Source organism: Streptomyces sp. NPDC043878, assembly GCF_056435735.1.
The window spans coordinates 1-24,485 of record NZ_JBWKDW010000014.1 but is presented as its reverse complement, the minus strand read 5'-3'; the positions used below and the strand labels follow the sequence as shown (position 1 = coordinate 24,485).

The window sequence follows — 24,485 nt, the reverse complement described above, 5'->3', positions numbered from 1 at the left end:
CCGCCAGGTCATGCCTCCGACGTCGTGCGGGCCGGGACTACTTCCGCAGCAGCTTCCAGGCGGTGGGCAACAGGCCCATCGCCAGGGCCGCCTTCAGGGCGTCGCCGAGCAGGAACGGGGTGAGGCCGGCCGCGATCGCGGCGCTCGGCGACAGGCCGGCGGCCAGGGCCAGGTACGGCACGCCGACGGCGTAGACGATCGCCTCGCCCAGCAGCATGGTGGCCGCCGTGCGCAGGACGGACCGGTCGGCTCCGCGGCGGGCCAGGGCGCCGACGGCGGCGGACGCGAGGACCATGCCGAGGACGTAGCCGAAGGAGAGGGCGCCGGCTCCCGAGGTGCCGCTCGCGAACCACGGCACGCCGACGACGCCGGCCAGCGCGTACAGGGCGAGCGCGAGGAACCCGCGGCCGGCACCCAGGCCGGCGCCGACGAGCAGCGCGGCGAAGGTCTGGCCGGTCACCGGCACCGGCGAGCCGGGCACGGGCACGGCGATCTGGGCGGCGAGCCCGGTGAGCGCGGCCCCGCCGGCCACGAGCGCGACGTCCCGGACACGGGAGGCGGGGATCAGGTCGGCGAGGACCTGTCCGGTGCTGGCGGGGGCGACGGCGGCCGTGCTCATGGGTACTCCGCGGGTGGGTGTGGGCGCGTAGGGACACGGCGACGCTATCCCAGCGCCCTCGGGCCGATCATGGTCAGCGCTCGACAAAGGGTGGAACCCGGCCTTGGTGGGCTCCTGACAAAGGAGGGGACCTACACCGGGTACGGCGTGATACCGGTCACTGAGGTCGGGTGGCTTCCCCTACGGAGGTGCGGCGACGGCGTCTGTAGGTTCCCCCCAAACGGGCTGCCGCCGTGGCCGGCCGCCGTCTCGCCCGTCGGTCACCGTCTGGGCAGCGCCCGCCCGCTTTGCTAGCTTCGAACGCATGGTTGCCCAGGCCCGGAACTTCTCGTCGCGTCGCCACGTCGACCTGCGACGCGTGGGCGCGGCCGCCTGTCGCCGCTCCGGGTGAGGCGGCTCCGGCGCGCCTGACCCCCCGAGACGGCGCAGTGTCGGACCCGTTCTTGAGGATGACCTCCATGCCCCGTACCGCGGCACCTCCCTTCCCCCCTGTTTCCCCCGCCCTCTCCGCCGGCCTCTCCTCGTCCGTGCCCCGCGCGGCCGACAGCGACCGGCGCCGTACCAGTGCCAGCGTCGTGCTGCGGTCCGTGCTGGAGCACGGGCCGGTCGCGCGCAGCACCATCGCCCGGCTCACCGGGCTCTCGCCCGCGTCGGTGACGGACTACTGCGCCCGGTTCGCGGGACTCGGCCTCATCCGGGAGGCCGCGGCGCCCCGCCGCTCGGGCGGGGTGGGCCGGCCGCACCTGCCCGTCGACCTGGACGACTCGCGGTACGTGGTGGGCGGGGTCCATGTCGCCGTCCCCTACACCACCGTCGCGCTTCTCGATCTGCGCGGGCGGGTGGTGGCCGAGCGGCAGCTGAAGCACGAACGGACCGACCCGGGCCCGGTGCTGGAGCGGGCCGCCACCGGGCTGGCGGCGCTGTTGGCGCGGGCGCCGGACCGCCGGGCGCTGGGCGTCGGGGTGGCCGTAGGAGGCTGGGTGGACCGGGATTCCGGGACCGTGGTCGAGCATCCGCTGCTCGACTGGCGGGACGTGCCGGTGGGTGAGGTGATCGGCGCGCGCACCGGGCTGCCGGTGCACGTGGACGGTCACGCGCGGGCGCTGGTCAACGCGGAGCGGCTGTTCGGCCGGGCCCGGGGCAGCCGAAGCGTGCTGCACCTGTTCGTGGGCAACATGGTCGACGCGGCCTTCGCGACCAACGACGAGGTGCACCACGGCCCCCGTTCGCAGGCGGGGACGATCGCCCATCTGCCCCTGCGCGGGGGCACCCAGCCGTGCGAGTGCGGGCGGGTGGGCTGTCTCCAGGTCGAGTTGAGCGAGCGGACGCTGTGCCGGCGGGCCCGTGCGGCGGGCGTCATGGACGGGGTGAACCCGATGCGGGTCCTCGACGCGGCGACGGCGGGCGACCCGGTGGCCGCGCGGCTGCTGGTCGACCGGGCCCGGATGGTGGGGCGGGCGGCGGGGCTGCTGCTCGACATCCTGAATCCGGAAACGGTCGTCGTCACGGAGATCGGGGCGATGTACCGGGAGGACTGTCTGGCCGCGCTGCGGGAATCGGTCGGGCCGGAGCGGGCCGCGTCGGTCTCGCCGACCAGTTTCGCCGATTCGGTACTCGCCACGGCCGGCGGTTCGGTCGCGCTGGACGTGCTGTACCGGGACCCGCTGAGCGTTTCACCTGAGCCGACTTAATTCAGAAACTCCGAATGTTGACAGGCCCCAGGAAAGGCCGGGAACATCATGTTCATGCTGCTCACGAGCTGTCGCACCCTCTGTTGCTGACACGTTGACGCGCTGACGTCTCGTCAGTTTCCGCCGGCGTCACGTCGGTGTCCTTGTGCACGCGCCCTCCGAGCGCGCCTCATTTCCCACGTACTGCCGCGCCATTGCGAACTTTCGGCAATTCCCCTTGCCCGACGTGCGCGCGCATTCCGTCACTTCAGTTTACGGAGTTCCCGTCATGCCATCTCTGTCTGCCCCCGGCGTCGACCGGCGGCTGTTCCTGACCTCTGTGCTCGGTGCCGCGGCCGCCGCGGCCGGGCTGAGCGGGTGCGCGCAGAGCAGCGCCGCCACCACCGCGAAGGGCGCCTCCACCGCCCCCCTCGCCGACCGGGTGCCGGCCGGCACCAGCCTGAAGATCGCCTCGTACCAGAACGTCCAGCAGCTCCAGTTCAAGCTGGCCAAGCTGGGGGACCTGCCGTTCAAGGTGGGCGCCTGGGCGAACATCGGCGCCGGGCCCGACGTGATCAACGCCTTCCGCGCCAAGTCCCTGGACGTCGCCAACAACGCGGGCATCCCGCCGATCCAGGCGCACTACCAGGGCTACGACGCGAAGATCGTCGCGATCAACGTCACCCGCAAGCCCAACTACCTCTTCGCCACCAGGCCCGGCAGCGACATCCGCACCACCGCCGACTTCAGGGGCAAGAAGCTCGCGTTCTCGCAGGGCCAGGCGCAGGGCGTGGTCCTGCTGCGGGCGCTGAAGGAGGCCGGGCTGAAGTACGGCGACGTGAAGCTCGTCCCGCTGACCAGCAACCAGTTCCTCACGGCCCTCCAGTCGGGGCAGGTCGACGTGGCGCCGCTCGCCAACCAGCAGGCGCCCGCCTACCTCCAGCAGTACGGGTCGAAGGGCGCCCGCAGCATCCCGACCGACGTGGTGGACCTGCTGAACCTGCTGTGGGCACCGGCCACCGTGCTGGCCGACTCCGCGAAGGCGGCCGCGGTCGCCGCGTACATCCCGTACTGGGCCAAGGGCCAGGTGTGGCAGTACGAGCACCCCGACGTCTGGAACAAGGAGTTCTACGTCAAGACGCAGAACCTCACCCTGCCCCAGGCGCAGTCGATCACCGCTCTCGCCAACAAGCCTTTCTTCCCGCCGAGTTGGGACGAGGCGATCAAGTGGGAGCAGGAGACCGCGGACCTGCTGGCGGAGGGCGGCTTCGTGAAGGAGTTCACGGTCGGCTCGCTCTTCGACCGGCGTTTCGAGGGCATCGCGGCCAAGTCCGTGCCGGCGGAGTACCGGAGGTGAGCGCCGTGACCACGACCACCCCGTCCGCCTCGGCCACCGTCGCGGCCGGCGCCCCCGCCACCGGGACCAAGGAGGGCACCCAGGTCCGCCGGCGTCGCCGGCTCTCCCCCGGCAGGCGGCTGCCCGCCTCCCGGCTGGTGGGCCCCGCGCTCCTGCTCGCCCTGTGGGCCGCCGCCTCCGCCGCCGGGCGGCTGGACCCGGCCGCGATCCCCGCCCCCTGGACGGTGCTGCGGACCGCCGGTCACCTGTGGACCGACGGGACGCTGCCGACCGACGTCCTGACCTCGCTGCGGCGGGCCGGGTCCGGGTTCGCGATCGGCCTGGTCGCGGGCGTCGTCCTCGCGCTGGTCGCCGGGCTCAGCCGGGTCGGCGAGGCCCTGGTCGACGGGACCGTGCAGCTCAACCGGGCGATCCCGACCCTCGGCCTGATCCCGCTGTTCATCCTCTGGCTGGGCATCGGCGAGACCTTCAAGATCGCCATCATCGCGATCGTCGTCTACATCCCGATCTACCTCAACACGCATGCCGCGCTGTCCGGCATCGACCACCGCTACGTCGAACTCGCCGAGGTGCAGGGTCTGTCGAGGCTCGCCTTCGTGCGGCAGATCGTCATCCCCGGCGCCCTGCCCGGCTTCTTCGTCGGACTCCGCCTCGGAGTGACCGGTTCCTGGCTCGGCCTGGTCGTCCTGGAGCAGATCAACGCCACCAGCGGCCTCGGCTACATGATGTTCCAGGCCCAGAACTACGGCCAGAGCGACGTCATCCTGGTCGGCCTGCTGATCTACGGCGTCTTCGGTCTGGTCTCCGACAGCGCGGTCCGCCTCGTCGAACGGAGGGTGCTGTCATGGCGCCGCACGCTGAGCAACTGACCCGTCCCGCCGTGCGGTTGCGTGGCCTGACCCGGTCGTTCGACGGCCGCACGGTCCTCGACGCGCTCGACCTCGACCTCCCGGCCGGGCAGTTCACCGCCCTGCTCGGACACAGCGGCTCCGGCAAGAGCACCCTGCTGCGGGCGGTCGCGGGCCTGGACCACGAGGTCGCCGGAAGCGGACAGCTGACCGCTCCGGAACGGGTGTCGGTGGTCTTCCAGGACTCCCGGCTGCTGCCCTGGCGGCGCGTCCTGGCCAACGTGCTGCTCGGCCTCGACGGCAAGGAGGCCGAGCGGAAGGCCCGCGCCGCGCTCGCCGAGGTGGGCCTCGCCGGCCGCGAGCGGGCCTGGCCGAGCGAGCTGTCGGGCGGCGAGGCACAGCGCGCGGCACTGGCCCGGTCGCTGGTCCGCGAACCCGAACTGCTGCTGGCGGACGAGCCGTTCGGCGCGCTCGACGCCCTCACCCGGATCCGTATGCACGTCCTGCTCAGGGAACTGTGGGAGCGCCACCGGCCCTCGGTTCTCCTCGTCACCCACGACGTGGACGAGGCGATCGTGCTCGCCGACCGTGTCCTCGTCCTCGACCAGGGCCGCATCGGCCTGGACCTGACCATCGACCGCCCGCATCCACGCTCGTACCGGGACCCGTTGCTCGGCGAGTACCGGGAGCGGCTGCTGACCGCCCTCGGCGTCACGGAGGACCAGAAGTGACCCGTCAGCTCCACCTCAACGCGTTCCTGATGAACACCGGCCACCACGAGGCGTCCTGGCGGCTGCCGGAGAGCGATCCGTACGCCCATGTGGACCTGGCGCACCATGTGCGTCTGGCCCGGATCGCCGAACGCGGCACCTTCGACTCGCTGTTCCTGGCCGACGGCCCACAGCTGTGGAGCAGTGTCGGGCAGCGCCCGGCCGGCGCCCTGGAGCCGCTGACCCTGCTCACCGCCCTGGCGACCGCGACCGAGCACATCGGCCTGATCGCGACCGCCTCCACCTCCTACAACTCGCCCTACAACCTGGCCCGCAAGTTCGCCTCCCTCGACATCATCAGCGGCGGCCGCGCGGGCTGGAACATCGTCACCACGGCCGGCGCGGAGGCCGCCCGCAACTTCGGCCTGGACGCCGAGCCGGCGCACGCCGAGCGCTACGCCCGCGCCGCGGAGTTCCTCGACGTGGCGCTCAAGCTGTGGGACAGCTGGGAGGACGACACGATCGTCGCCGACAAGGCGGCCGGTGTCTGGGGCGACGACGCCAAGATCCACCCGCCCCGGCACCGGGGGACGTACTTCCAGGTCGAGGGGGCGCTCAACGTGCCCCGCTCACCGCAGGGTTACCCGCTGCTCGTGCAGGCGGGCTCCTCCGAGGACGGCAAGCGGTTCGCGGCCCGCTACGCGGAGGCGGTGTTCACCGCCCAGCAGACCCTCGCCGACGCGCAGGCGTTCTACACGGACGTCAAGTCCCGGGTCCGGCAGGCCGGCCGGGACCCCGAGCACCTCAAGGTGCTGCCCGGCATCGTGCCGGTGATCGGGTCGACGGAGGCCGAGGCACGGGCCGGCGAGCGGGTCCTGGAGGACCACATCGTCCACACGCACGGGGTGGAGCGGCTGGAGAGCCTGCTGCACCTCGAACCGGGCTCGCTGGAGCTGGACGCCCCGCTGCCCGCCGACCTGCCGCCGGAGAGCGCGATCGAGGGCGCGAAGAGCCGCTACACGCTCGTGGTGGAGCTGGCCCGGCGCGAGCGCCTCACCGTGCGCGAGCTGATCGGGCGGCTCGGCGGCGGGCGCGGGCACCTCACCTTCGCCGGTACGCCCGAGCAGGTCGCCGACGAGATCGAGCGGTGGTTCACGCTCGGCGCGGCCGACGGCTTCAACATCATGCCGGCCGTCCTGCCCTCGGGCCTGGAGACCTTCGTCGACCAGGTCGTGCCCCTCCTGCGCGCCCGTGGCCTGCTCCGCACGGAGTACGGCCCGCGCCGCACCCTGCGGGACCGCTACGGCCTCCCGCGCCCCGCGAACCAGCACGTCACCGACCGCCCCGCGCTCGCCACCGCCTGAGAGGACCCGCACATGTCCGGCATCGAGATCAGGAAGATCACCGCGAGGATCGGCGCCCAGGTGTCCGGCGTCGACCTCGCCCGCCCGCTCGACGAGGGGACGGCCGCCGCCCTGCGGGAGGCGCTCAACCTCCACAAGGCCCTGGTGTTCGACGGCGTCGACCTGGACGACGAGGGCCAGCAGGCGTTCGTCCGCCACTTCGGCGACGTCACCACCGCGCACCCGACCGTGCCCTCCGTCGACGGCGTCCCGAACGTGCTGCCCGTGGACAGCGAGCGCGGCCGCGCCGCCAACCACTGGCACACCGACGTCACCTTCGTCCTCAACCCGCCGCAGGCCAGCACCCTGCGCAGCATCACCGTCCCGCCGTACGGCGGCGAGACCCTGATCGCCAGTTCCGCGGGCGCCTACCGGGACCTGCCGGAGCCGCTGCGCACGCTGGCCGACACCTTGTGGGCGGAGCACACCAACGACTACGACTACGCGGTGCCCGAGGAGTCGCTCGACGAGGAACACGCGGCGCAGCGCGCCCAGTTCACGTCCATCAAGTACCGCACGGTGCACCCGGTGGTGCGTGTCCACCCGCTGACCGGCGAGCGGGGACTGTTCATCGGCGGGTTCGCGCAGCGGCTCGTGGGCCTGTCGGTGGGCGAGTCCCGCAAGCTCCTCGACCTGTTCCAGGCGTACGTGACACGGCCGGAGAACGTCCTGCGGCACCGCTGGGCCCCGAACCAGCTCGTGCTGTTCGACAACCGCATCACGCAGCACTACGCCATCGACAACTACGACGGGCTGCCCCGCCGACTGCACCGGGTGACCGTCGCCGGTGACGTGCCGGTGGGCGTCGAGGGCAAGGAGAGCTACTCGATCGAGGGGGACGCCTCGCACTACACGTCCGTGGCGGCCTAGCCGTCGCGCGCGAAGGGCCCTCGCGTGGTGACACGCGAGGGCCCTTCGCCGTCCGCGCCCCGGCGGGCGCGGGGACGGCTACACGAGGTTGCTGAAGTCCGGGCCGACCGTGCGGGAGCGCTTGATCTCGTAGAAGCCGGGGACGGAGGCGACCGCGAGGGTGCCGTCCCACAGCCTGGCGGCGGCCTCGCCCTGCGGGGCGGGGGTGACGACCGGGCCGAAGAACGCGATCTGCTCGCCGTCGGGACCGGGCACGGCGATGACCGGGGTGCCGACGTCCTGGCCGACCTTGTCGATGCCCTCCTTGTGGGAGGCGCGCAGCTCGGCGTCGAACTCGAAGTTCTCCTGGTCGGCGTAGTCGATCAGGTCGGCGGGCAGGCCGACGTCGGCCAGGGCGCCGGCGATGGCCTCCAGGGTGGGGCCCTCGCCCTGGTTGTGGATGCGGGTGCCGAGCGCGGTGTACAGCGGGCCGAGGACCTCGGCGCCGTGCTTCTGCCAGGCCGCGGTCACCACACGCACCGGCTTCCACGCCTTGACCGCGAGCATCTCGCGGTACTCCTCGGGCAGCTCGTCCAGCTTGGGCTCGTTCAGGACCGCCAGGCTCATGATGTGCCAGCGGACCTCGATGTCCCTGACCTTCTCCACCTCCAGCACCCACCGGGACGTCATCCAGGCCCACGGGCACAGCGGGTCGAACCAGAAGTCGACGGGGGTCCTGGCGGGGGCGGTCGAGGTCTCGGGCATGGCTCTCCTCGGGCAACGGTCGTTTCCTGTCACAACACCGACTCCGACCACCCCATTCCCGGGTGCCCCCGGTCAGGGGCACATGGCAGGATCGGTGCTGTCCGCATGCTGAACGCCGCCCGAGGGAGTACCGCCCGTGCCCGGTGAGAATCTGTCCCGTGACGAGGCCCGGGAGCGGGCCGCCCTGCTGTCCGTCGACGGATACGAGGTGTCCCTCGACCTGCGCTCAGCGGTGGGCGAGGGGCCGGGCGACGGGCCGCGGACCTTCCGGTCCGTGACCACGATCCGCTTCCGCTGCGCCGAGCCGGGCGCGGCGAGCTTCGCGGACCTGATCGCGCCCTCGGTCACCGCCCTCTCCCTCAACGGCAAGGACCTCGACCCGGGCGAGGTCTTCGACGGCTCCCGGATCGCGCTGGCGGACCTAGCCGCCGAGAACGAGCTGGTCGTCGACGCGCAGTGCGCCTACTCCCGCACCGGCGAGGGCCTGCACCGCTTCGTCGACCCCGAGGACGGCGAGGTCTACCTCTACACCCAGTACGAGCCGGCCGACTCCCGCCGGGTCTTCGCGAACTTCGAGCAGCCCGACCTCAAGGCCCCCTACCGCTTCGAGGTGCGGGCGCCGGAGGGCTGGCACGTCTGGGGCAACGGGACCGGTGAACTCACCGACGGGGTCTGGCGGTTCGCGGAGACGAAGCCGATCTCGACGTACATCACCTGCGTGGTGGCGGGCCCCTACCACTACGTGACGGACTCCTACTCCCGCACCCTCGCCGACGGTACGACGCTGGAGATCCCCCTCGGCGCCCTGTGCCGCAGGGGCCTCGCGCCCTACTTCGACGCCGAGGACGTCTTCCTGGTCACCAAGCAGGGCCTGGACTTCTTCCACGACCACTTCGACTACCCGTACCCCTTCGGGAAGTACGACCAGGCGTTCGTGCCCGAGTACAACCTCGGCGCGATGGAGAACCCGGGGCTCGTCACCTTCCGGGAGGAGTTCATCTTCCGCGGCAAGGTCACCCAGGCCTCCTACGAGGGCCGGGCCAACGTGATCCTGCACGAGATGGCCCACATGTGGTTCGGCGACCTCGTCACCATGGAGTGGTGGGACGACCTGTGGCTCAAGGAGTCCTTCGCCGACTTCATGGGTGCCTTCGCCCTGGTCGGCGCGACCCGGTTCGAGAACGGCTGGATCACCTTCGCCAACCGCCGCAAGGCGTGGGCGTACCGCGCGGACCAGCTGCCCTCCACCCACCCGGTCACGGCCGACATCCGCGACCTCCAGGACGCCAAGCTCAACTTCGACGGCATCACGTACGCGAAGGGCGCCAGCGTCCTGAAGCAACTGGTGGCGTACGTCGGCCAGGACGCGTTCCTGGAGGGCGCGCGCCGCTACTTCAAACGGCACGCCTACGGCAACACGCGCCTGGGCGACCTGCTGTCGGCGCTGGCCGAGACCAGCGGCCGGGACATGGCCGCGTGGTCGCGGTCCTGGCTGCAGACCGCCGGGGTCAACTCCCTCACCCCGCAGGTGCTGCTGGACGCGGAGGGCCGGATCGACGAGCTGGCCGTGCTCCAGGAGGCCGCCGAGTCGCACCCGGAGCTGCGCCCGCACCGGGTCGCGGTGGGCCTGTACCGGCTGGAGGACGGCCGTCTCGTGCGCTACGCCCGCGCCGAGGTGGACGTGGACGGCCCGCGCACGGTCGTGCCGGAGGCGGCCGGTGCGCAGGCGCCGGATCTCGTGCTCGTCAACGACGACGACCTGACGTACTGCAAGATCCGCTTCGACACGACCTCGCTGGAGACGCTCCGGGCCCACCTCGGAGAGATCACCGACCCGCTCGCGCGGGCGCTGTGCTGGTCGGCCCTGTGGAACCTCACCCGGGACGCGCTGCTGCCGGCACGGGACTTCGTGGACCTGGTGCTGCGGTTCGCGGGGCGCGAGTCGGGGATCGGCGTCCTCCAGATGCTGCACGCCTGGGCGAACTCGGCGCTGGTCCACTACGTGGCGCCGGACTGGCGCACGACGGGCGGGCAGCTCCTCGCGGAGGGCGCCCTGCGCGAGCTGCGGAACGCCGAGCCGGGCAGCGAGCACCAGCTCGCCTGGGCCCGCTTCCTCGCGACGGTGGCGTCGGGCCCCGCCGACCTGCGGCTGCTGCGCGGTCTGCTGGAGGGGACCGAGCAGATCGACGGGCTCGTGGTGGACCAGGAGCTGCGCTGGGCGTTCCTGGAGCCGCTGGCGTCCCACGGGGTGGCGGACGAGGCCGTGCTGGCGGCCGAACTGGCCCGCGACGACACGGCGTCCGGCAAGCGCCACCAGGTCCGCTGTCTGGCGGCGCGTCCCTCGGCGGCTGTCAAGGCGCAGGCGTGGGCGCAGGTGGTGGAGTCGGACGCCCTCTCCAACGCCCTGGTCGAGGCGACCATCTCGGGTTTCGGGCAGTCCTCGCAGCGCGAGCTGCTCGCACCGTACGCGGCCCGGTACTTCGCGGTGATCGAGCGGGTGTGGGCCGAGCGGTCCATCCAGATCGCGATGCACGTCGTCCAGGGCCTCTTCCCGTCCTTCCAGGACGTGCCGGAGACGCTCGCGGCGGCGGACGCGTGGCTCGCGGCGCACGAGGACGTGGCCCCGGCGCTGCGCCGGCTGGTGCTGGAGGCGCGGGACGACCTGGCACGGGCGTCGCGCGGACAGGCGTGCGACGCGGCGGCGGCCGGAGCCGGAACCCCCTGATCTCTGGCCAATGCCTGGGCCGTTCGTAGCCGTTACGGAATTCAGGCAACGGGGCCGTAACCCCTGGTCCGCACCCGAAGGGACCAGGGGTTTTCGGCACCCGAACACCCGTCCTTTAGTGTGGGCTTGTCCCGATTTGTCGACGGGCGTGTAACAGTGGTTCGAAGGCGCCCGGGACGCGGGAATCTGCCCGTCATGAACCACGACACCCCGCTGTCCCCCCGCCCCCTCCACCACCTCTCCGAGGTGCACCGCCGGGTGATGACGGCCGCCCGGCTCCGCTCGCTCGGCATCGCGACCGCCGAGACGAACGAGCAGTGCCGTGCCGGCGGCCCCTGGCAGCAGATCCTCCCCGGTGTCTTCCTGCTCCACCCGGGCCCGCCGACCAGCGAGGAGCGGCTGCACGCGGTGCTGATGTACGCGGCGCGGGAGCGGACCGCCGGTGTGCCGGCCCAGCCCGGCGCGGAGGAACCGCACCGCCCGGCGTACGCCGAGGTGATGATCACCGGCCTGGCGGCGCTGAACCTGCACGGCTTCGCCTCCGCCCCGCCGCTGCTCTCCCTGGACCGGATCGACGTCCTGGTCCCCCGGCTGCGCCGGCTGCGCGCCGCGGGGTGCGCGCGAGTCGTCCGCGCCGCGAACCCGCCGGCCCCCCGGCAGATCACCGGCCTGCCGGTGGCACCGGTCCCGCGCGCCCTGGCCGACGCGGTGGCCGGACTGACGGACGCGGTGACCGTGCGCCTGCTGCTGACGGAGGCGGTGCGCGGCGGCCACTGCGAACCCGCCGCGGTGGTCAGGGAGCTGAACCGGGCGAAGCTGCTGGGCCGTCCGCACGTGGTGGACGCGGTGGACTCCCTGCTCGCCGAGGGCCGGGCGATCGCGGAGACGCGCCTGTACCGGATGGTCGAGGAGTACGGCCTGCCCGACCCGGTCTGGAACGTCGACCTGCGCCTGCCGGGCGGCCCCCACCTGGGCGGGCTGGACGCTTACTGGCCGGAGCAGGCGGTGGCGGTCGAACTCGACACCCGCGCCCCCCTGCACGGCGACGGGCAGGACGACGACGCCCTGTGGTCGGAGTACGCCCGCAAACGCGAGCACCTGGAGCGCCTCGGCATCACCGTCGTGCACGTCACCCCGAGGAAGCTGCGGGAGGCGGCGGAGCAGCAGGCGGCGGTGGTCCGTACGGCGCTGATGGCGTCCGGCGACCGGGACCCCGCCGCCTATGTCGTGGTGCTCCCCCGGTAGTGACGGACCGGGCCGCGCCAGGAGGGGAGCGGAGGGGCCGCCGGGATCACCGGCGGCCCCTCCTCCCGTGCGGTGCCGGCGGGCCGGGTCAGCCCTTCTTGAGCAGCAGCTCCGTGTTGCGGTCGCCGGCCGCTCCGCCGAGGTCGGTGCGCGCGCCGGGCGCGTTGAAGGACAGCTCGCGGTAGAGGGCGGCCAGACCGGTCTGGGAGAGGTCGGCGAAGTCGGTGCGGTGCGGGGCCGCGGACTCGACGAGCGTGGTGAACACCGAGAGCGTGCCGTCCTTGTTGTCGACCAGCTCGATGACCCGGGCGAGCTGCGGGTAGTCGACGTGGGAGGCGGTGGAGATCTCCCAGAAGGAACGGCCTGCGGCCCCGGCGTGCGGGGTGATGTCGTTGCGGTGGATGTGGCCGTTCACCCAGGCCAGGACGCCCGCGTGGCGGCCGAGCAGGGCGATCACCTCGTCGCCGCTGTGCCGGCGCTCGCCGGGGCGGGCCGGGTCGGGGCGGGTGTTGTCCATGGTCTTGCTGGTGTGGTGGCTGAAGACGACCGCGTAGGAGTCCTTGTTGTCGCGCAGCGTCTTGTCCAGCCAGTTCAGCTGGGCGGTCCCGATCGAGCCCTCGTAGTGGCCGCCGGCGTCGGTGGTGTCCAGGCTGATGCCGATGACGTCCTCGGCGATCCGGAAGCTGTAGTACTGGGTGCCCGCGTCGAGGTTGGCGGTGGAGTAGCCGTGACCCACCGGACCCACGCCCCGGTACGCCGGGTCCAGGTGCGCCCTGACGTACTCGGCCGGGGTGTACGGGCCGCGCCGCTCGTCGGGCGTGACCGAGCGCATGTCGCGGGTGTGCGCCCTGAGCAGGTCGCGGAAGTGGGTGCCCCGGGGGTCGGTGGCCTTGGACATGGCCGTCTGGAGCTTCTTCGCCTCGGCCGCGGGCAGGCTCATCAGCTTCTTGCCGCCGACGGCGTACTCGGCGAGCCAGGAGTCGCCGTGGCCGTAGCAGCCGAGCGGCATGGCGTCGTGGTTGCCGACCGTCGAGTACCAGGGCAGGTTGAGGCCGGGGCTGTTCAGTTCGCGGATCGCGGCGGCGAGGAAGCCGGCGAGGTGCGGGAAGCCGCGCAGCTTGTCGGCGTCGCGCAGGGTCGAGTCGGGGTTCCAGAACTGCTTGAGGCCGCTGTTCTGGACGCCCTCGTAGTGGCGCGGGTCCCCGGAGTTGGGGGTGATGCGGCCGCCGCTCATGACCTTCAGGAACCACTCGAGCTCGGTCTTGGCGTTGTTGTCGGTGTTGTCGCCGGTCGTCATGGCGAAGTGCAGCGGTGAGCCGGTGACGGGGGCGCCGCGCAGCGCGTTGATCCGCTCCACCAGGGAGATCGCGCCCGGCACGGACAGCGCCTCGTGCGGCCGCCAGGCGTGCACGTCGGTGGAGCGCAGGTACTCCAGCCGCATGGGGTGCTGGCTGTCCATCAGGTGCAGGTCGGTGAGCTGCACGAACGCGGCGAGCGCGGTACGGCGGCCGGCCCGGCCGGACTTGGGCGCGGCCAGTTCGGCGCGGACCTTGCGGCTCCAGCCGGGGCCGTCGCCGAGGCGGCGGTAGCCGGAGCTCGTGCGCGGGGCGGCGACCGTGGCGACGGTGGTGCCGCGGGTGTACGGCGCGAGGGGCGCGGCCGGGGCTCTGCGGGACTGGGCCACGGGCGTCTCGGTCGTGGTGGCGGCCACGCTGTCGGTGGGCCGCAGGGCGTAGCCGACGCCTGCGGAGGCGGACACCGCGGCGGTGGCCGCGAGGACGGTACGGCGGTTGACCCCCAGCGTGGAGCTGGCGACAGAGCGTATGCGCGACATGGCGCGATCTCCCCGGGTACGAACTGCGTCGGCAGTGGTCGCGGGGGTCGCCGCACGGTGTGGCCGGTGAATTTCCCGCTCGTACTGGATCGTTGGCACCGGGAATGACCTGCGCGTGAACGAGACCGCAACGCGCAGCGCCGATCACCGTACGTCGATCTTCGCCTGCCCGCGCGTCCGGGGACCGCTGTCCGATGGCCGGGGGACGGTTACTCCGTGTTCACCTTCCCGGTCGTTTTCCGGGTAGGGAAGCTGGTGCCGCGGCAGGCGACGTTCGCCCCGTCGCGCGAACGTCGCCTGTCGCGGCGCTAGTCACGGGGGAGCGCGAGCCGGCCCGCCGCCGGCCGGTCGCGCCACAGGCCGAGGCCGGCGTCGACCAGTCCCACCCGGGTCAGGGCCGGCACCGCGTCGAGGTCGTGCCAGGCCGCCATGTCGGTGGAGCCGCCGATCTCGAAGCGGAGTTCGCCGTCGGTCACCCGGGCCTCGTAGACCAGGCGCACGGCGTGGTGGTCGACGTGGCGGCCGAACCGGCGCGGGGAGCGCAGGCGGACGCTGTCGACGCCGAGCAGGGCGGTGATCTCGACGCCGTAGCCGGTCTCCTCCCGCACCTCCCGGCGGACGGTGTCGTAGGGGTCCTCCCCGTGCTCCATGCCGCCGCCGGGCAGGGTCCACTCGGGGGCGCCGTCGGCTCGGAGCCAGCGGGCCAGCAGGACCTGACCGTCGCGCACGCACACGGCGTAGGCCGCCACCCTCGTGTTCCGTCGCATGAGGGGACGTTAGACCGCCGGGTCCGGATCGTCAGGCGCGGGGCAGGCCGCCGGCGGCGGCGACTTGTCGTGCTTGAGGGGACTCGTCCCCCTGAAGGCCATCGCGGGTTTTCCCCATACATCCATTTCGATTCGGTCAACACCTCCCAAACGGCTGCCCCTTGGGTAAAGCTGTGCGATCGTCCGGGGTCGTATCCGGACACCGCACGACCAGGGTCGATCGACTCTGGTCGATCGACGCACGTTCCTTTACCTACAAGGGATGCCGATGACCCTCACCCCTCAGCGTGAACCGATATCGGGCGCGAGACGCGTGGCCCGCGTCGCCGTGGCCGCCGGACTGGTGGCCGCCCTCTCCGCGGCGGGGCCGATCCCCATGGCCTTCTCCGCGGGCAACGACGGCGGCGCCACCGCCGACCCGGGCCTGAAGTCCGCGAGCGCCAAGCTCGGTTCGGACGACGCGGCCCTGCTGGCCGACGCCAAGGCCGACGGCGCCAAGAACGTCACGATGATGGTCGCGACCGCGCCCGGGCAGACCGAGCAGGTCGCCGAGGAACTGGACGCGGTCAAGGGCGGCTCCGTGGGCCGCTCCTACGACAAGCTCGGCTACGTGCGCGCCACCGTCCCGACCGCGAAGGCGGACGCGGCCATCGCCGCCGCCGCGAAGCTGTCCGCCGTGCACGGCATCGACCTGCGGCAGGACATCCCGCTGGACGACCCGACGCCGAGCGCCGACACCGCGAAGGGCGCCGCCTCGGGCAAGGGCGGCACCACCTACCCGGCGCCGAGCAGCAAGACGCCCGCCGCGAACCCGTACAACCCGTCGTTCGAGACGGGCGCCGTCGACTTCGTGAAGAAGAACCCGAAAGCGGACGGCCGGGGCGTCACCATCGGCATCCTCGACTCGGGTGTGGACCTCGGTCACCCGGCGCTGCAGAAGACCACCACCGGCGAGCGCAAGATCGTCGACTGGGTGACCTCGACCGACCCGATCCTGGACAGCGACGCCACCTGGCGCGCGATGACCACCTCGGTGTCCGGTCCGGCCTTCACCTACGGCGGCAAGAGCTGGACGGCGCCCGCCGGGTCGTACCAGATCAACCTGTTCCGCGAGTCCGCCACCGCGGGCGGCGACGCCAAGGGCGACGCGAACCGCGACGGTGACACCACCGACAGCTGGGGCGTCCTGTACGACGCCGCGGCCGGCACGGTCCGCGTCGACCTGAACAACAACGCCGACTTCACCGACGACACGCCGCTCAAGCCGTACAAGAACGGCTTCCAGATCGGCTACTTCGGAACCGACGACCCGTCGACCGACGTCGTCGAGCGCCAGCCGTTCGTCGTGGAGATCCGCAAGGACGTCCCGATGGACCCGTACGGCGGCGACTGGGTCGGCAAGAAGGCCGACTTCGTCAACATCGGCGTCATCGAGTCCGAGCACGGCACCCACGTCGCCGGCATCACCTCCGCCCACGGCCTGTTCGGCGGGAAGATGAACGGCGCGGCCCCGGGTGCGAAGATCGTGTCCTCCCGTGCCTGCACCTGGACCGGCGGCTGCACCAACGTCGCGCTCACCGAGGGCATGATCGACCTCGTGGTCAACCGCGGTGTCGACATCGTCAACATGTCGATCGGCGGACTGCCGGCGCTCAACGACGGCAACAACGCGCGCGCCGAGCTGTACACGCGCCTCATCGACACCTACGGCGTGCAACTGGTCATCTCGGCCGGCAACTCCGGCCCCGGCGCCAACACCATCGGCGACCCCGGCCTGGCCGACAAGGTCGTCTCGGTCGGCGCGGCCATCTCCAGGGAGACCTGGGCGTCCAACTACGGCTCGGCCGTCGAGAAGAAGTACGCGATGATGCCCTTCTCCTCGCGCGGCCCGCGTGAGGACGGCGGCTTCACCCCGACGCTCACCGCGCCGGGCGCCTCGATCAACACCACCCAGACCTGGCTGCCGGGCTCCCCGGTCGCCGAGTCGGGCTACACCCTGCCGGCCGGCTACTCGATGCTCCAGGGCACCTCGATGGCCTCCCCTCAGGCCGCGGGCGCCTCCGCGCTCCTGCTGTCCGCCGCGAAGCAGAAGCACATCGCCCTGACCCCGGCGACCCTGCGCACCGCCCTGACCTCGACCGCCGACCACATCAAGGGTGTGCAGGCGTACGAGGAGGGCGCGGGCCTCATCGACATCCCCGACGCGTGGGACTCGATCCGGCACCACGCCACGGCGAACGAGTTCACGGTGAAGGCACCGGTCGACACCGCGATCGACCAGGCGCTGAAGACGCCGGGCTTCGGCACCGGCCTCTACGACCGTGAGGGCGGCCTCAAGGCCGGCAAGAAGAAGACGTACGACGTGACCATCACGCGTACCTCCGGCGCCGACAAGGCGATCCGCCACACGCTGCGCTTCGCGAGGAACGCCGGGCACACCTTCCGGATCGTCGGTTCCGACGAGGTCAGGCTCGGGCTGAACAAGCCGGTGACCGTCAGGGTCGAGGCCGCGCCGAAGTCCGCGGGCCTCAAGAGCGCGATCCTGAAGGTCGACGACCCGGGGACCGAGGGCACCGACAAGCAGATCCTGACGACCGTCGTGGTCTCGGCGCCCGTCAAGTTCACCTACGGCGCGTCGGGTTCGGTGCAGCGCAACAGCACCCGGTCGTACTTCGTGACCGTCCCCGAGGGCGCCAAGTCCTTCGAGGTCGCGATCGGCGGACTGAAGGGCAAGAGCCAGACCCGGTTCATCGCCATCCACCCCTACGGCGTTCCGGTCGAGGACACCGGCACCCCGTACTGCTACAACAACTACCTCGACGGCAACGGCTGCAAGGCCGACGCCCGTTCCTACGCCGACCCGCAGGCCGGTGTCTGGGAGATCGAGGTCGAGTCGCGCCGTACGTCGCCGCTGCTCGACAACCCGTACAAGCTGACCGCCACCGTCTACGGCGCTGCCTTCGACCCCGAGGTCGTGACCGTCCCCGAGGCCAAGGTCGGCACCCCGGCCGCCGTCTCCTGGAAGGTGACGAACCACTTCGCCGCCATCGACGGCAAGCTGGTGGGCGGCGCGCTCGGCTCGTCCAAGACGACCCGTCCGACCATCAAGCAGGGCGAGACGCAGACCACCACGGTCGAGGTTCCGGCGGGCGCGAAGTCGCTGGACGTCGCCATCGGCAACGTCTCCGACGCCTCCGCCGACCTGGACCTGACGGTCTACGACGCGAGCGGCAAGCAGGTCGGCCAGTCCGCCGACGGCGACTCCGAGGAGGCCGTCTCCCTGGCCGCCCCGGCCGCCGGCACGTACACCATCGAGGTCGCCGGCTACGCGGTTCCGTCCGGCTCCACCGCGTACGACTACCAGGACGTGTTCTTCTCCGCGTCCCTCGGCACGGTCACCGTGGACGAGTCGACTGCGGTCAAGCTCGCCACGGGCGCCTCGGCGAACGTCTCGGCGAGCGTCACCGCCGCGGCGGCCGCCCCGGAGGGCCGTGAGTTCTTCGGCCAGGTCCGGCTGGTGAACGCGCGCGGCACGGTCGCGGGCGTCGGCAGCGTGGCGATCGAGAAGGTCACGCCGTAACCGAACCGGTTCGGCCGAGGGGGCGGGCGCCTGTCGGGCGCCCGCCCCTTCCTCGTCGGCCGGTCCGCCCTCACTGACAGGTGATGCCGGACGACTCGGCCAGCGCCCGGGTGACCCGCGCCCGTTCCGCGGTCACCTCCCTGTCCCCCACGGACCACGTGTCCACGACGGTCGCGGAGTGCCGGCCGACGACCAGCACGTGGTCCCCGCCGCGGACGGCGGGCGCCGTGGCCTCGTCCCGCAGCACGGTGATCTCGGCCCTGCCCCCGGCCGGCTCGTAGGAACGGATCACGCGCAGGGTGACGCGCTCCCGGCCGGGGTCTCCCGGCAGGGGCCGCAGGGCGGTGACCGTGCCCTCGACGACGAGCCGGGCGCAGGCCAGGTCCCGTGGGGCGTTCCGCGACGCCCCGGTCTGCGAGGCGCTCTTGTCGGCGCTGCTCTCGTCGGCGCCGCCCATTCCGTCCCCGGCCTGCACGGTGATCCAGACCAGGCCGGACACCACCGTGGCGGCGCACGCCACCGCGACGGCGCCGAGGGCCAGGGAGAAGCTCCGCCGCCGGCGCCGCGGTGCCCGCGCGGGGGCCGGCCGCGCCGCGGGTACCGGTTCCGCCAGCGCGCCGGCGATGATCCCGAGCTGCTCCCGCAGCAGCGCGACATCGGCCGCGGCGGAGCGGTACTCGGCGAGCAGGGCGGCGTCCTCGCCGGCCTCCGGGGGCGGCCGCTCACCGGTGATCGCGGCCATCAGCGCGTCCGCGCCGGTGCCCTCGTGGTTCTCGGCGGTCACCTCACACCACCTCGTCCTCGTGCAGGCGGGCGCGCAGAGCCCGTACCGCCGTGTGCAGCCTGCTCTTGACCGTGCCCTCCGGTATGCCGAGCTCCTCGGCGATCCCGCGCACCGGCAGGTCGGCGTAGAAGCGCAGGACGACCACCTGACGCTGGGCGTCGGGCAGCTCGTCCAGGCCCTGGGCGACGGCGAGGGAGAGCATGCTGGTGTCCTCCCCCGAGGGATGTTCGTGCTGGCGCAGGGAGGCCAGGCGCTCCCCGATCCGCTCCTGGCGGCGCTTGGTGCGGTGCCAGTCCATGGCGAGGTTGGAGGCCACGACCGCGGCCCACGCCGACACGTCACGCGGCGCCTCGTCCCCCCGCGCCGAGCGCTCCAGCAGCCGCAGGCGGACCTGCTGCACCCCGTCCGGCAGGTCCGCCTGCGGCACGCCGCCGAGCGCGAGCACCGCCCGCACCCGGCGTTCCTGGGCCGCGTCCAGCGGGTCGTCGGGCACACGGTGTACGCCGTGTCCGTCGTCCCCCTGGCCGCGGCGGGCCATTCCGCGCAGCACAGCCACCCCTCTCCTCGCCGCGTTTCCCCTATGACGCCGGTGGGGTCCGGAACGTTCGGCGGCGTTCCGCGCGGATTCTCGCGGATGCCCGCACCCCCGGCGGAGGCGTACGTCACACGGTCGCGTGGACCGGGCGGCGGCGGGCAGGCACGGGGCAGTACAGCTTGCGGTACAGAGTGCCCGCGGGACGATTTTCTGCAGTTCAGGGCGGTGCGGACGGAAGGTGCGCGACCGCGCCGGTGTCCGTGTCGTCCCACTCCTCGGGCGCTCGGGGCAAAGAATTGGACAGCCCGGCCGGGGTGGGACGCATGATGGAAACGCCTCGGTCGTGCAGCAGGCACAGGAAAGCCACGTTGAAGGAGTCGCCGTGAGGGTCGGAATCGTCGGAGCCACCGGTCAGGTCGGCACGGTCATGCGCAGGATCCTCGCGGAGCGGGACTTCCCGGTCACCGAGCTGCGCCTGTTCGCCTCGGCCCGCTCGGCGGGGACGGTCCTGGACGGCGTCACCGTGGAGGACGCGTCCGCCGCCGACTACTCCGGGCTGGACATCGTCCTCTTCTCGGCGGGCGGCACCACCTCCAGGGCGCTGGCCGAGAAGGTCGCCGCGCAGGGCCCGGTCGTCATCGACAACTCCTCCGCCTGGCGCAGGGACCCCGAGGTGCCGCTGGTGGTGTCCGAGGTGAACCCGCACGCGATCACCGACCGGCCCAAGGGGATCATCGCCAACCCGAACTGCACGACGATGGCCGCGATGCCCGTGCTGCGGCCGCTGCACGAGGAGGCGGGCCTGGAGGCCCTCGTCGTCGCCACCTACCAGGCGGTGTCCGGCTCGGGCCTCGCGGGCGTGGCGGAGCTGCACGGCCAGGCGCAGAAGGTCGTCGCCGACGCCGACCGGCTGACCCACGACGGCGAGGCGCTCGACTTCCCCGAGCCGCACGTCTACCGGCGGCCCATCGCCTTCAACGTGATCCCGCTCGCCGGCTCGATCGTCGACGACGGCCTGCACGAGACGGACGAGGAGCAGAAGCTCCGCAACGAGTCCCGGAAGATCCTGGAGATCCCCGGCCTCAAGGTCTCCGGCACCTGCGTGCGCGTGCCGGTGTTCTCCGGCCACTCCCTCCAGATCAACGCCCGTTTCGCCCGGCCGCTGTCCGTGGAGCGGGCCACGGAGCTGCTGGCCGGCGCGCCCGGCGTGGCCCTCTCCGAGATCCCGACGCCGCTCCAGGCGGCCGGCAAGGACGCGTCGTTCGTCGGCCGTGTCCGCGCGGACGAGACGGTGGAGCACGGCCTCGCCCTGTTCGTCTCCAACGACAACCTGCGCAAGGGTGCCGCGCTGAACGCCGTGCAGATCGCGGAGCTCGTGGCGGCGGAGCTGACCGCCTGACGCCCGCTTCGGCCCTGAAGGGGCCTCGTCCCCAGACGCCGGAGGGGCCGCGTTCCCTCCCCTCCGGCGTCTGAGGAGCGGGAGCCGTGGCGGGACTACGGGCGCCCGACCTCGTACAGGAAGCAGCCGTACTCCACCGCCCGTACGTGGACGAGGGCCACCTCCGGGTCGGCGAACGCCTCGTCGAACGCGGGGTCGAAGCCCTCGGGGTCCGTGACCAGCCGGCCCCCGAGGATGCGGCCGCCGGCCGAGTACCGCCGCACCGTGCGGTGCGCGTTGGTGAAGGGGTGCCCGCCGGCGTCCGGCCGCCCCGCGCACTCCTCCGCGTGGATGAACACCGGCCCCTGCTCGTCGTACGCCCCCGGATCCGCGCCCGTCCCGGCGGCCCAGCGGCGCAGCGGGGCGTAGGAGACCAGGGCGATGCGCTCGCCGGGCGCGCTGCGGCGCAGACAGCAGCGGAGCGGGGCGTCACCCTCCTCGTCCGTCACGGGAACCATCTCGCGGCCCGCGTCGTCAGCTGTGCGGAGCTCCTTCAGGACCGACGGGGGGACAGGTCGTGCGCAGTACGTCGTCATGGCTCCAGATTCCCGCGTGTCCGCCCCGCTCACCGGCGGGATCCGGACATCGCTTTCCGTGCAGGTCCCGTGGAAGGATGGCGCAACCCACACATCACGAGGAGATGACCGCGTGCCTGGCACAAACCTGACTCGCGAAGAGGCGCGGCAGCGGGCGAAGCTGCTGACCGTTGACTCGTACGAGATCGATCTCGACCTCTCCGGGGCGCAGGAGGGCGGTACCTACAGGTCCGTGACCACGGTGCGCTTCGACGTCGCGGAGGGAGGCGGGGAGTCGTTCATCGACCTGGTCGCCCCCGCCGTGCACGAGGTGACGCTGAACGGCGACGCGCTCGACCCCGCCGAGGTCTTCGCGGACTCGCGGATCGCGCTGGCCGGACTGCTGGAGGGGCCCAACGTCCTGCGGGTCGTCGCCGACTGCGCGTACACCAACACCGGTGAGGGCCTGCACCGCTTCGTCGACCCGGTCGACCAACAGGCTTATCTGTACACCCAGTTCGAGGTGCCGGACGCCCGCCGCGTCTTCGCGTCCTTCGAGCAGCCGGACCTGAAGGCCACCTTCCGGTTCACCGTGAAGGCGCCGAACGGCTGGACCGTCATCTCCAACTCGCCGACGCCCGAGCCCAAGGACGACACCTGGGCCTTCGAGCCGACCCCGCGCATCTCGTCGTACGTCACGGCGCTGATCGTGGGCCCGTACCACTCGGTGCACAGCGTGTACGAGAAGGACGGGCAGAGCGTCCCGCTCGGCATCTACTGCCGGCCCTCCCTCGCGGAGTTCCTCGACTCGGACGCGATCTTCGAGGTGACGCGGCAGGGCTTCGAGTGGTTCCAGGAGAAGTTCGACTACGCGTACCCGTTCAAGAAGTACGACCAGCTGTTCGTGCCGGAGTTCAACGCGGGCGCGATGGAGAACGCCGGCGCGGTGACCATCCGCGACCAGTACGTCTTCCGCTCCAAGGTGACCGACGCCGCGTACGAGGTACGCGCGGAGACGATCCTGCACGAGCTCGCCCACATGTGGTTCGGCGACCTCGTGACCATGGAGTGGTGGAACGACCTGTGGCTGAACGAGTCGTTCGCCACCTACACGTCCATCGCCTGCCAGGCGTACTCCCCCGACTCCCGGTGGCCGCACTCCTGGACGACGTTCGCCAACTCCATGAAGACGTGGGCCTACCGGCAGGACCAGCTGCCGTCGACCCACCCGATCATGGCCGAGATCGGCGACCTGGACGACGTCCTGGTCAACTTCGACGGGATCACCTACGCCAAGGGCGCCTCCGTCCTCAAGCAGCTCGTCGCCTACGTCGGCATGGACGAGTTCTTCGCGGGCGTGCAGGCGTACTTCAAGCGCCACGCGTACGGCAACACCCGCCTGTCCGACCTGCTGGGCGCCCTGGAGGAGACCTCCGGCCGCGACCTGACGACCTGGTCGCAGAAGTGGCTGCGGACCGCCGGCATCAACATCCTGCGCCCGGAGATCGAGACGGACGCCGACGGCGTCGTCACGTCCTTCGCGATCCGCCAGGAGGCCCCGGCCCTGCCCGCCGGCGCCAAGGGTGAGCCGACCCTGCGTCCGCACCGCATCGCCGTCGGCTTCTACGTGCTCGACGAGGACAGCGGCAAGCTGGTGCGCGAGGAGCGCGTGGAGCTGGACGTCGACGGCGAACTGACCGCCGTACCGCAGCTGGTGGGCCGGCGCCGGCCGGACGTCGTGCTGCTCAACGACGACGACCTGTCGTACGCCAAGGTCCGTCTCGACGAGCAGTCCCTCGCCTTCGTCACCGAGCACCTCGGCGACTTCGAGGCGTCGCTGCCGCGTGCCCTGTGCTGGGCCTCGGCGTGGGACATGACCCGGGACGGGGAGCTCGCCACCCGCGACTACCTCTCGCTGGTCCTGTCGGGCATCGGCAAGGAGTCCGACATCGGGGTCGTGCAGTCGCTCCAGCGCCAGGTGAAGCTGGCCGTCGACCTGTACGCCGACCCGGCCGCCCGCGAGACGCTCCTCACCCGCTGGACGGACGCCACGCTGGCGCACCTGCGCGCGGCCGCGCCGGGCGGCGACCACCAGCTGGCGTGGGCGCGCGCCTTCGCCGCGACGGCCCGTACGCCGGAGCAGCTGGACCTGCTGGAGGCACTGCTGGACGGCTCGCAGACGATCGAGGGCCTGGTCGTCGACACGGAGCTGCGCTGGGCGCTCGTGCAGCGGCTCGCGGCCGTCGGACGCTTCGACGAGGCGGAGATCGCCGCCGAGTACGAGCGGGACCGGACGGCGGCGGGCGAACGGCACGCGGCGAGCGCCCGCTCCGCCCGTCCGACGGCGGAGGCGAAGGCGGAGGCCTGGTCCTCGGTCGTCGACTCCGACAAGCTGCCGAACGCGGTGCAGGAGGCGGTGATCGGCGGGTTCGTGCAGACCGACCAGCGTGAGCTGCTGGCGCCGTACACGGAGCGGTTCTTCGAGGTGGTCAAGGACATCTGGGAGTCCCGTTCGCACGAGATGGCGCAGCAGATCGCGGTCGGTCTCTACCCCGCCGTCCAGGTGTCCGAGGACACGCTGCGCCGGACGGACGAGTGGCTGGCCGGCGCGGAGCCGGGCGCGGCGCTGCGGCGCCTGGTCTCGGAGGCCCGCTCGGGCGTCGAGCGGGCGCTGAAGGCGCAGGCGGCGGACGCGCGGGCGGCCGGCGCGTAGCGGGTGCCGCGGGGGGGGGGGGGGGGGGGGGGGGGGCTCCCCCCCCCCCCCACCCCCCTCCCCCCCCCCCCCCCCCCACCCCCCTCCCCCCCCCCCACACCCCCCCCCTCCCCCCCCCCCCCACACGG

Annotated in this window: 18 protein-coding genes; 11 read left to right on the top strand and 7 right to left on the bottom strand. The window is 72.3% G+C overall.

Annotated features, from left to right (window positions below; translation table 11 throughout):
* Nucleotides 1-37 precede the first annotated feature (37 nt).
* Complete coding sequence (locus AC07AZ_RS20255) at nt 38-619, bottom strand: biotin transporter BioY (protein ID WP_478849600.1); 582 nt, start codon at nt 617-619, stop codon at nt 38-40.
* Between the two features lie 458 nt (nt 620-1,077).
* Here AC07AZ_RS20255 and AC07AZ_RS20250 point away from each other — a divergent pair, with 458 nt between their 5' ends.
* From AC07AZ_RS20250 to AC07AZ_RS20225, 6 genes are all read left to right on the top strand, one after another.
* Nucleotides 1,078-2,310 (top strand): ROK family protein, encoded by a 1,233-nt coding sequence (locus tag AC07AZ_RS20250; protein ID WP_478849598.1) that lies wholly within the window; start codon nt 1,078-1,080, stop codon nt 2,308-2,310.
* Nucleotides 2,311-2,578: 268 nt separating this feature from the next.
* Entirely contained in the window at nt 2,579-3,646 is a 1,068-nt protein-coding gene (locus tag AC07AZ_RS20245; RefSeq protein WP_478849596.1) for an ABC transporter substrate-binding protein, read from the top strand.
* Nucleotides 3,643-4,515, top strand: a complete 873-nt coding sequence (locus AC07AZ_RS20240) for an ABC transporter permease (RefSeq protein ID WP_478849594.1) — start codon at nt 3,643-3,645, stop codon at nt 4,513-4,515. The genes AC07AZ_RS20245 and AC07AZ_RS20240 overlap by 4 nt, the downstream gene beginning before the upstream one ends.
* Nucleotides 4,491-5,225 carry an ABC transporter ATP-binding protein gene (locus tag AC07AZ_RS20235; RefSeq protein ID WP_478849592.1) on the top strand — a complete coding sequence of 245 codons (735 nt, stop codon included), beginning with the start codon at nt 4,491-4,493 and terminating at the stop codon, nt 5,223-5,225. Before AC07AZ_RS20240 ends, AC07AZ_RS20235 begins: the two co-directional genes overlap by 25 nt.
* Complete coding sequence (locus tag AC07AZ_RS20230; RefSeq protein WP_478849590.1) at nt 5,222-6,568, top strand: LLM class flavin-dependent oxidoreductase; 1,347 nt, start codon at nt 5,222-5,224, stop codon at nt 6,566-6,568. The genes AC07AZ_RS20235 and AC07AZ_RS20230 overlap by 4 nt, the downstream gene beginning before the upstream one ends.
* 12 nt (nt 6,569-6,580) lie before the next feature.
* Nucleotides 6,581-7,477 carry a TauD/TfdA dioxygenase family protein gene (locus AC07AZ_RS20225; RefSeq protein ID WP_478849588.1) on the top strand — a complete coding sequence of 299 codons (897 nt, stop codon included), beginning with the start codon at nt 6,581-6,583 and terminating at the stop codon, nt 7,475-7,477.
* Between the two features lie 78 nt (nt 7,478-7,555).
* On the opposite strand, the gene AC07AZ_RS20220 is transcribed toward AC07AZ_RS20225, so the two are convergent.
* Entirely contained in the window at nt 7,556-8,221 is a 666-nt protein-coding gene (locus AC07AZ_RS20220) for a mycothiol-dependent nitroreductase Rv2466c family protein (protein WP_478849586.1), read from the bottom strand.
* Between the two features lie 136 nt (nt 8,222-8,357).
* Here AC07AZ_RS20220 and pepN (AC07AZ_RS20215) point away from each other — a divergent pair, with 136 nt between their 5' ends.
* Together pepN (AC07AZ_RS20215) and AC07AZ_RS20210 are read left to right on the top strand one after the other, a co-directional pair.
* Nucleotides 8,358-10,946 (top strand): aminopeptidase N, encoded by a 2,589-nt coding sequence (gene pepN, locus AC07AZ_RS20215; protein ID WP_478849584.1) that lies wholly within the window; start codon nt 8,358-8,360, stop codon nt 10,944-10,946.
* 195 nt (nt 10,947-11,141) lie between these two features.
* Nucleotides 11,142-12,191, top strand: a complete 1,050-nt coding sequence (locus AC07AZ_RS20210) for a hypothetical protein (RefSeq protein ID WP_478849582.1) — start codon at nt 11,142-11,144, stop codon at nt 12,189-12,191.
* Between the two features lie 88 nt (nt 12,192-12,279).
* Here the strand turns inward: AC07AZ_RS20210 and AC07AZ_RS20205 are convergent, their stop codons facing one another.
* On the bottom strand, nt 12,280-14,025 hold the full coding sequence (locus tag AC07AZ_RS20205) for a TIGR03767 family metallophosphoesterase (protein WP_478849580.1): 1,746 nt from the start codon (nt 14,023-14,025) through the stop codon (nt 12,280-12,282).
* Nucleotides 14,026-14,333: 308 nt separating this feature from the next.
* Nucleotides 14,334-14,792 carry an NUDIX hydrolase gene (locus AC07AZ_RS20200; RefSeq protein WP_478849578.1) on the bottom strand — a complete coding sequence of 153 codons (459 nt, stop codon included), beginning with the start codon at nt 14,790-14,792 and terminating at the stop codon, nt 14,334-14,336.
* Between the two features lie 268 nt (nt 14,793-15,060).
* Here AC07AZ_RS20200 and AC07AZ_RS20195 point away from each other — a divergent pair, with 268 nt between their 5' ends.
* Entirely contained in the window at nt 15,061-18,372 is a 3,312-nt protein-coding gene (locus AC07AZ_RS20195) for a S8 family serine peptidase (protein WP_478849576.1), read from the top strand.
* A 70-nt stretch (nt 18,373-18,442) separates the two neighbouring features.
* Here AC07AZ_RS20195 and AC07AZ_RS20190 read toward each other — a convergent pair whose 3' ends face one another.
* Both AC07AZ_RS20190 and AC07AZ_RS20185 read right to left on the bottom strand, forming a co-directional pair.
* Nucleotides 18,443-19,156, bottom strand: coding sequence for a hypothetical protein (locus AC07AZ_RS20190; protein ID WP_478849574.1), 714 nt, complete (start codon nt 19,154-19,156; stop codon nt 18,443-18,445).
* Nucleotide 19,157: 1 nt separating this feature from the next.
* Nucleotides 19,158-19,712, bottom strand: coding sequence for an RNA polymerase sigma factor (locus AC07AZ_RS20185; protein WP_478849572.1), 555 nt, complete (start codon nt 19,710-19,712; stop codon nt 19,158-19,160).
* A 361-nt stretch (nt 19,713-20,073) separates the two neighbouring features.
* Between AC07AZ_RS20185 and AC07AZ_RS20180 the strand changes: the two genes are divergently transcribed.
* A complete protein-coding gene (locus tag AC07AZ_RS20180; RefSeq protein ID WP_478849570.1) occupies nt 20,074-21,090 on the top strand; it encodes an aspartate-semialdehyde dehydrogenase in 1,017 nt (338 codons plus the stop codon).
* 95 nt (nt 21,091-21,185) lie between these two features.
* Here AC07AZ_RS20180 and AC07AZ_RS20175 read toward each other — a convergent pair whose 3' ends face one another.
* A complete protein-coding gene (locus AC07AZ_RS20175; protein WP_478849569.1) occupies nt 21,186-21,665 on the bottom strand; it encodes a DUF1203 domain-containing protein in 480 nt (159 codons plus the stop codon).
* A 112-nt stretch (nt 21,666-21,777) separates the two neighbouring features.
* On the opposite strand from AC07AZ_RS20175, the gene pepN (AC07AZ_RS20170) reads away from it, so the two are divergent.
* Nucleotides 21,778-24,357, top strand: a complete 2,580-nt coding sequence (gene pepN / locus AC07AZ_RS20170; protein WP_478849567.1) for an aminopeptidase N — start codon at nt 21,778-21,780, stop codon at nt 24,355-24,357.
* The last annotated feature ends 128 nt before the right edge of the window (nt 24,358-24,485 follow it).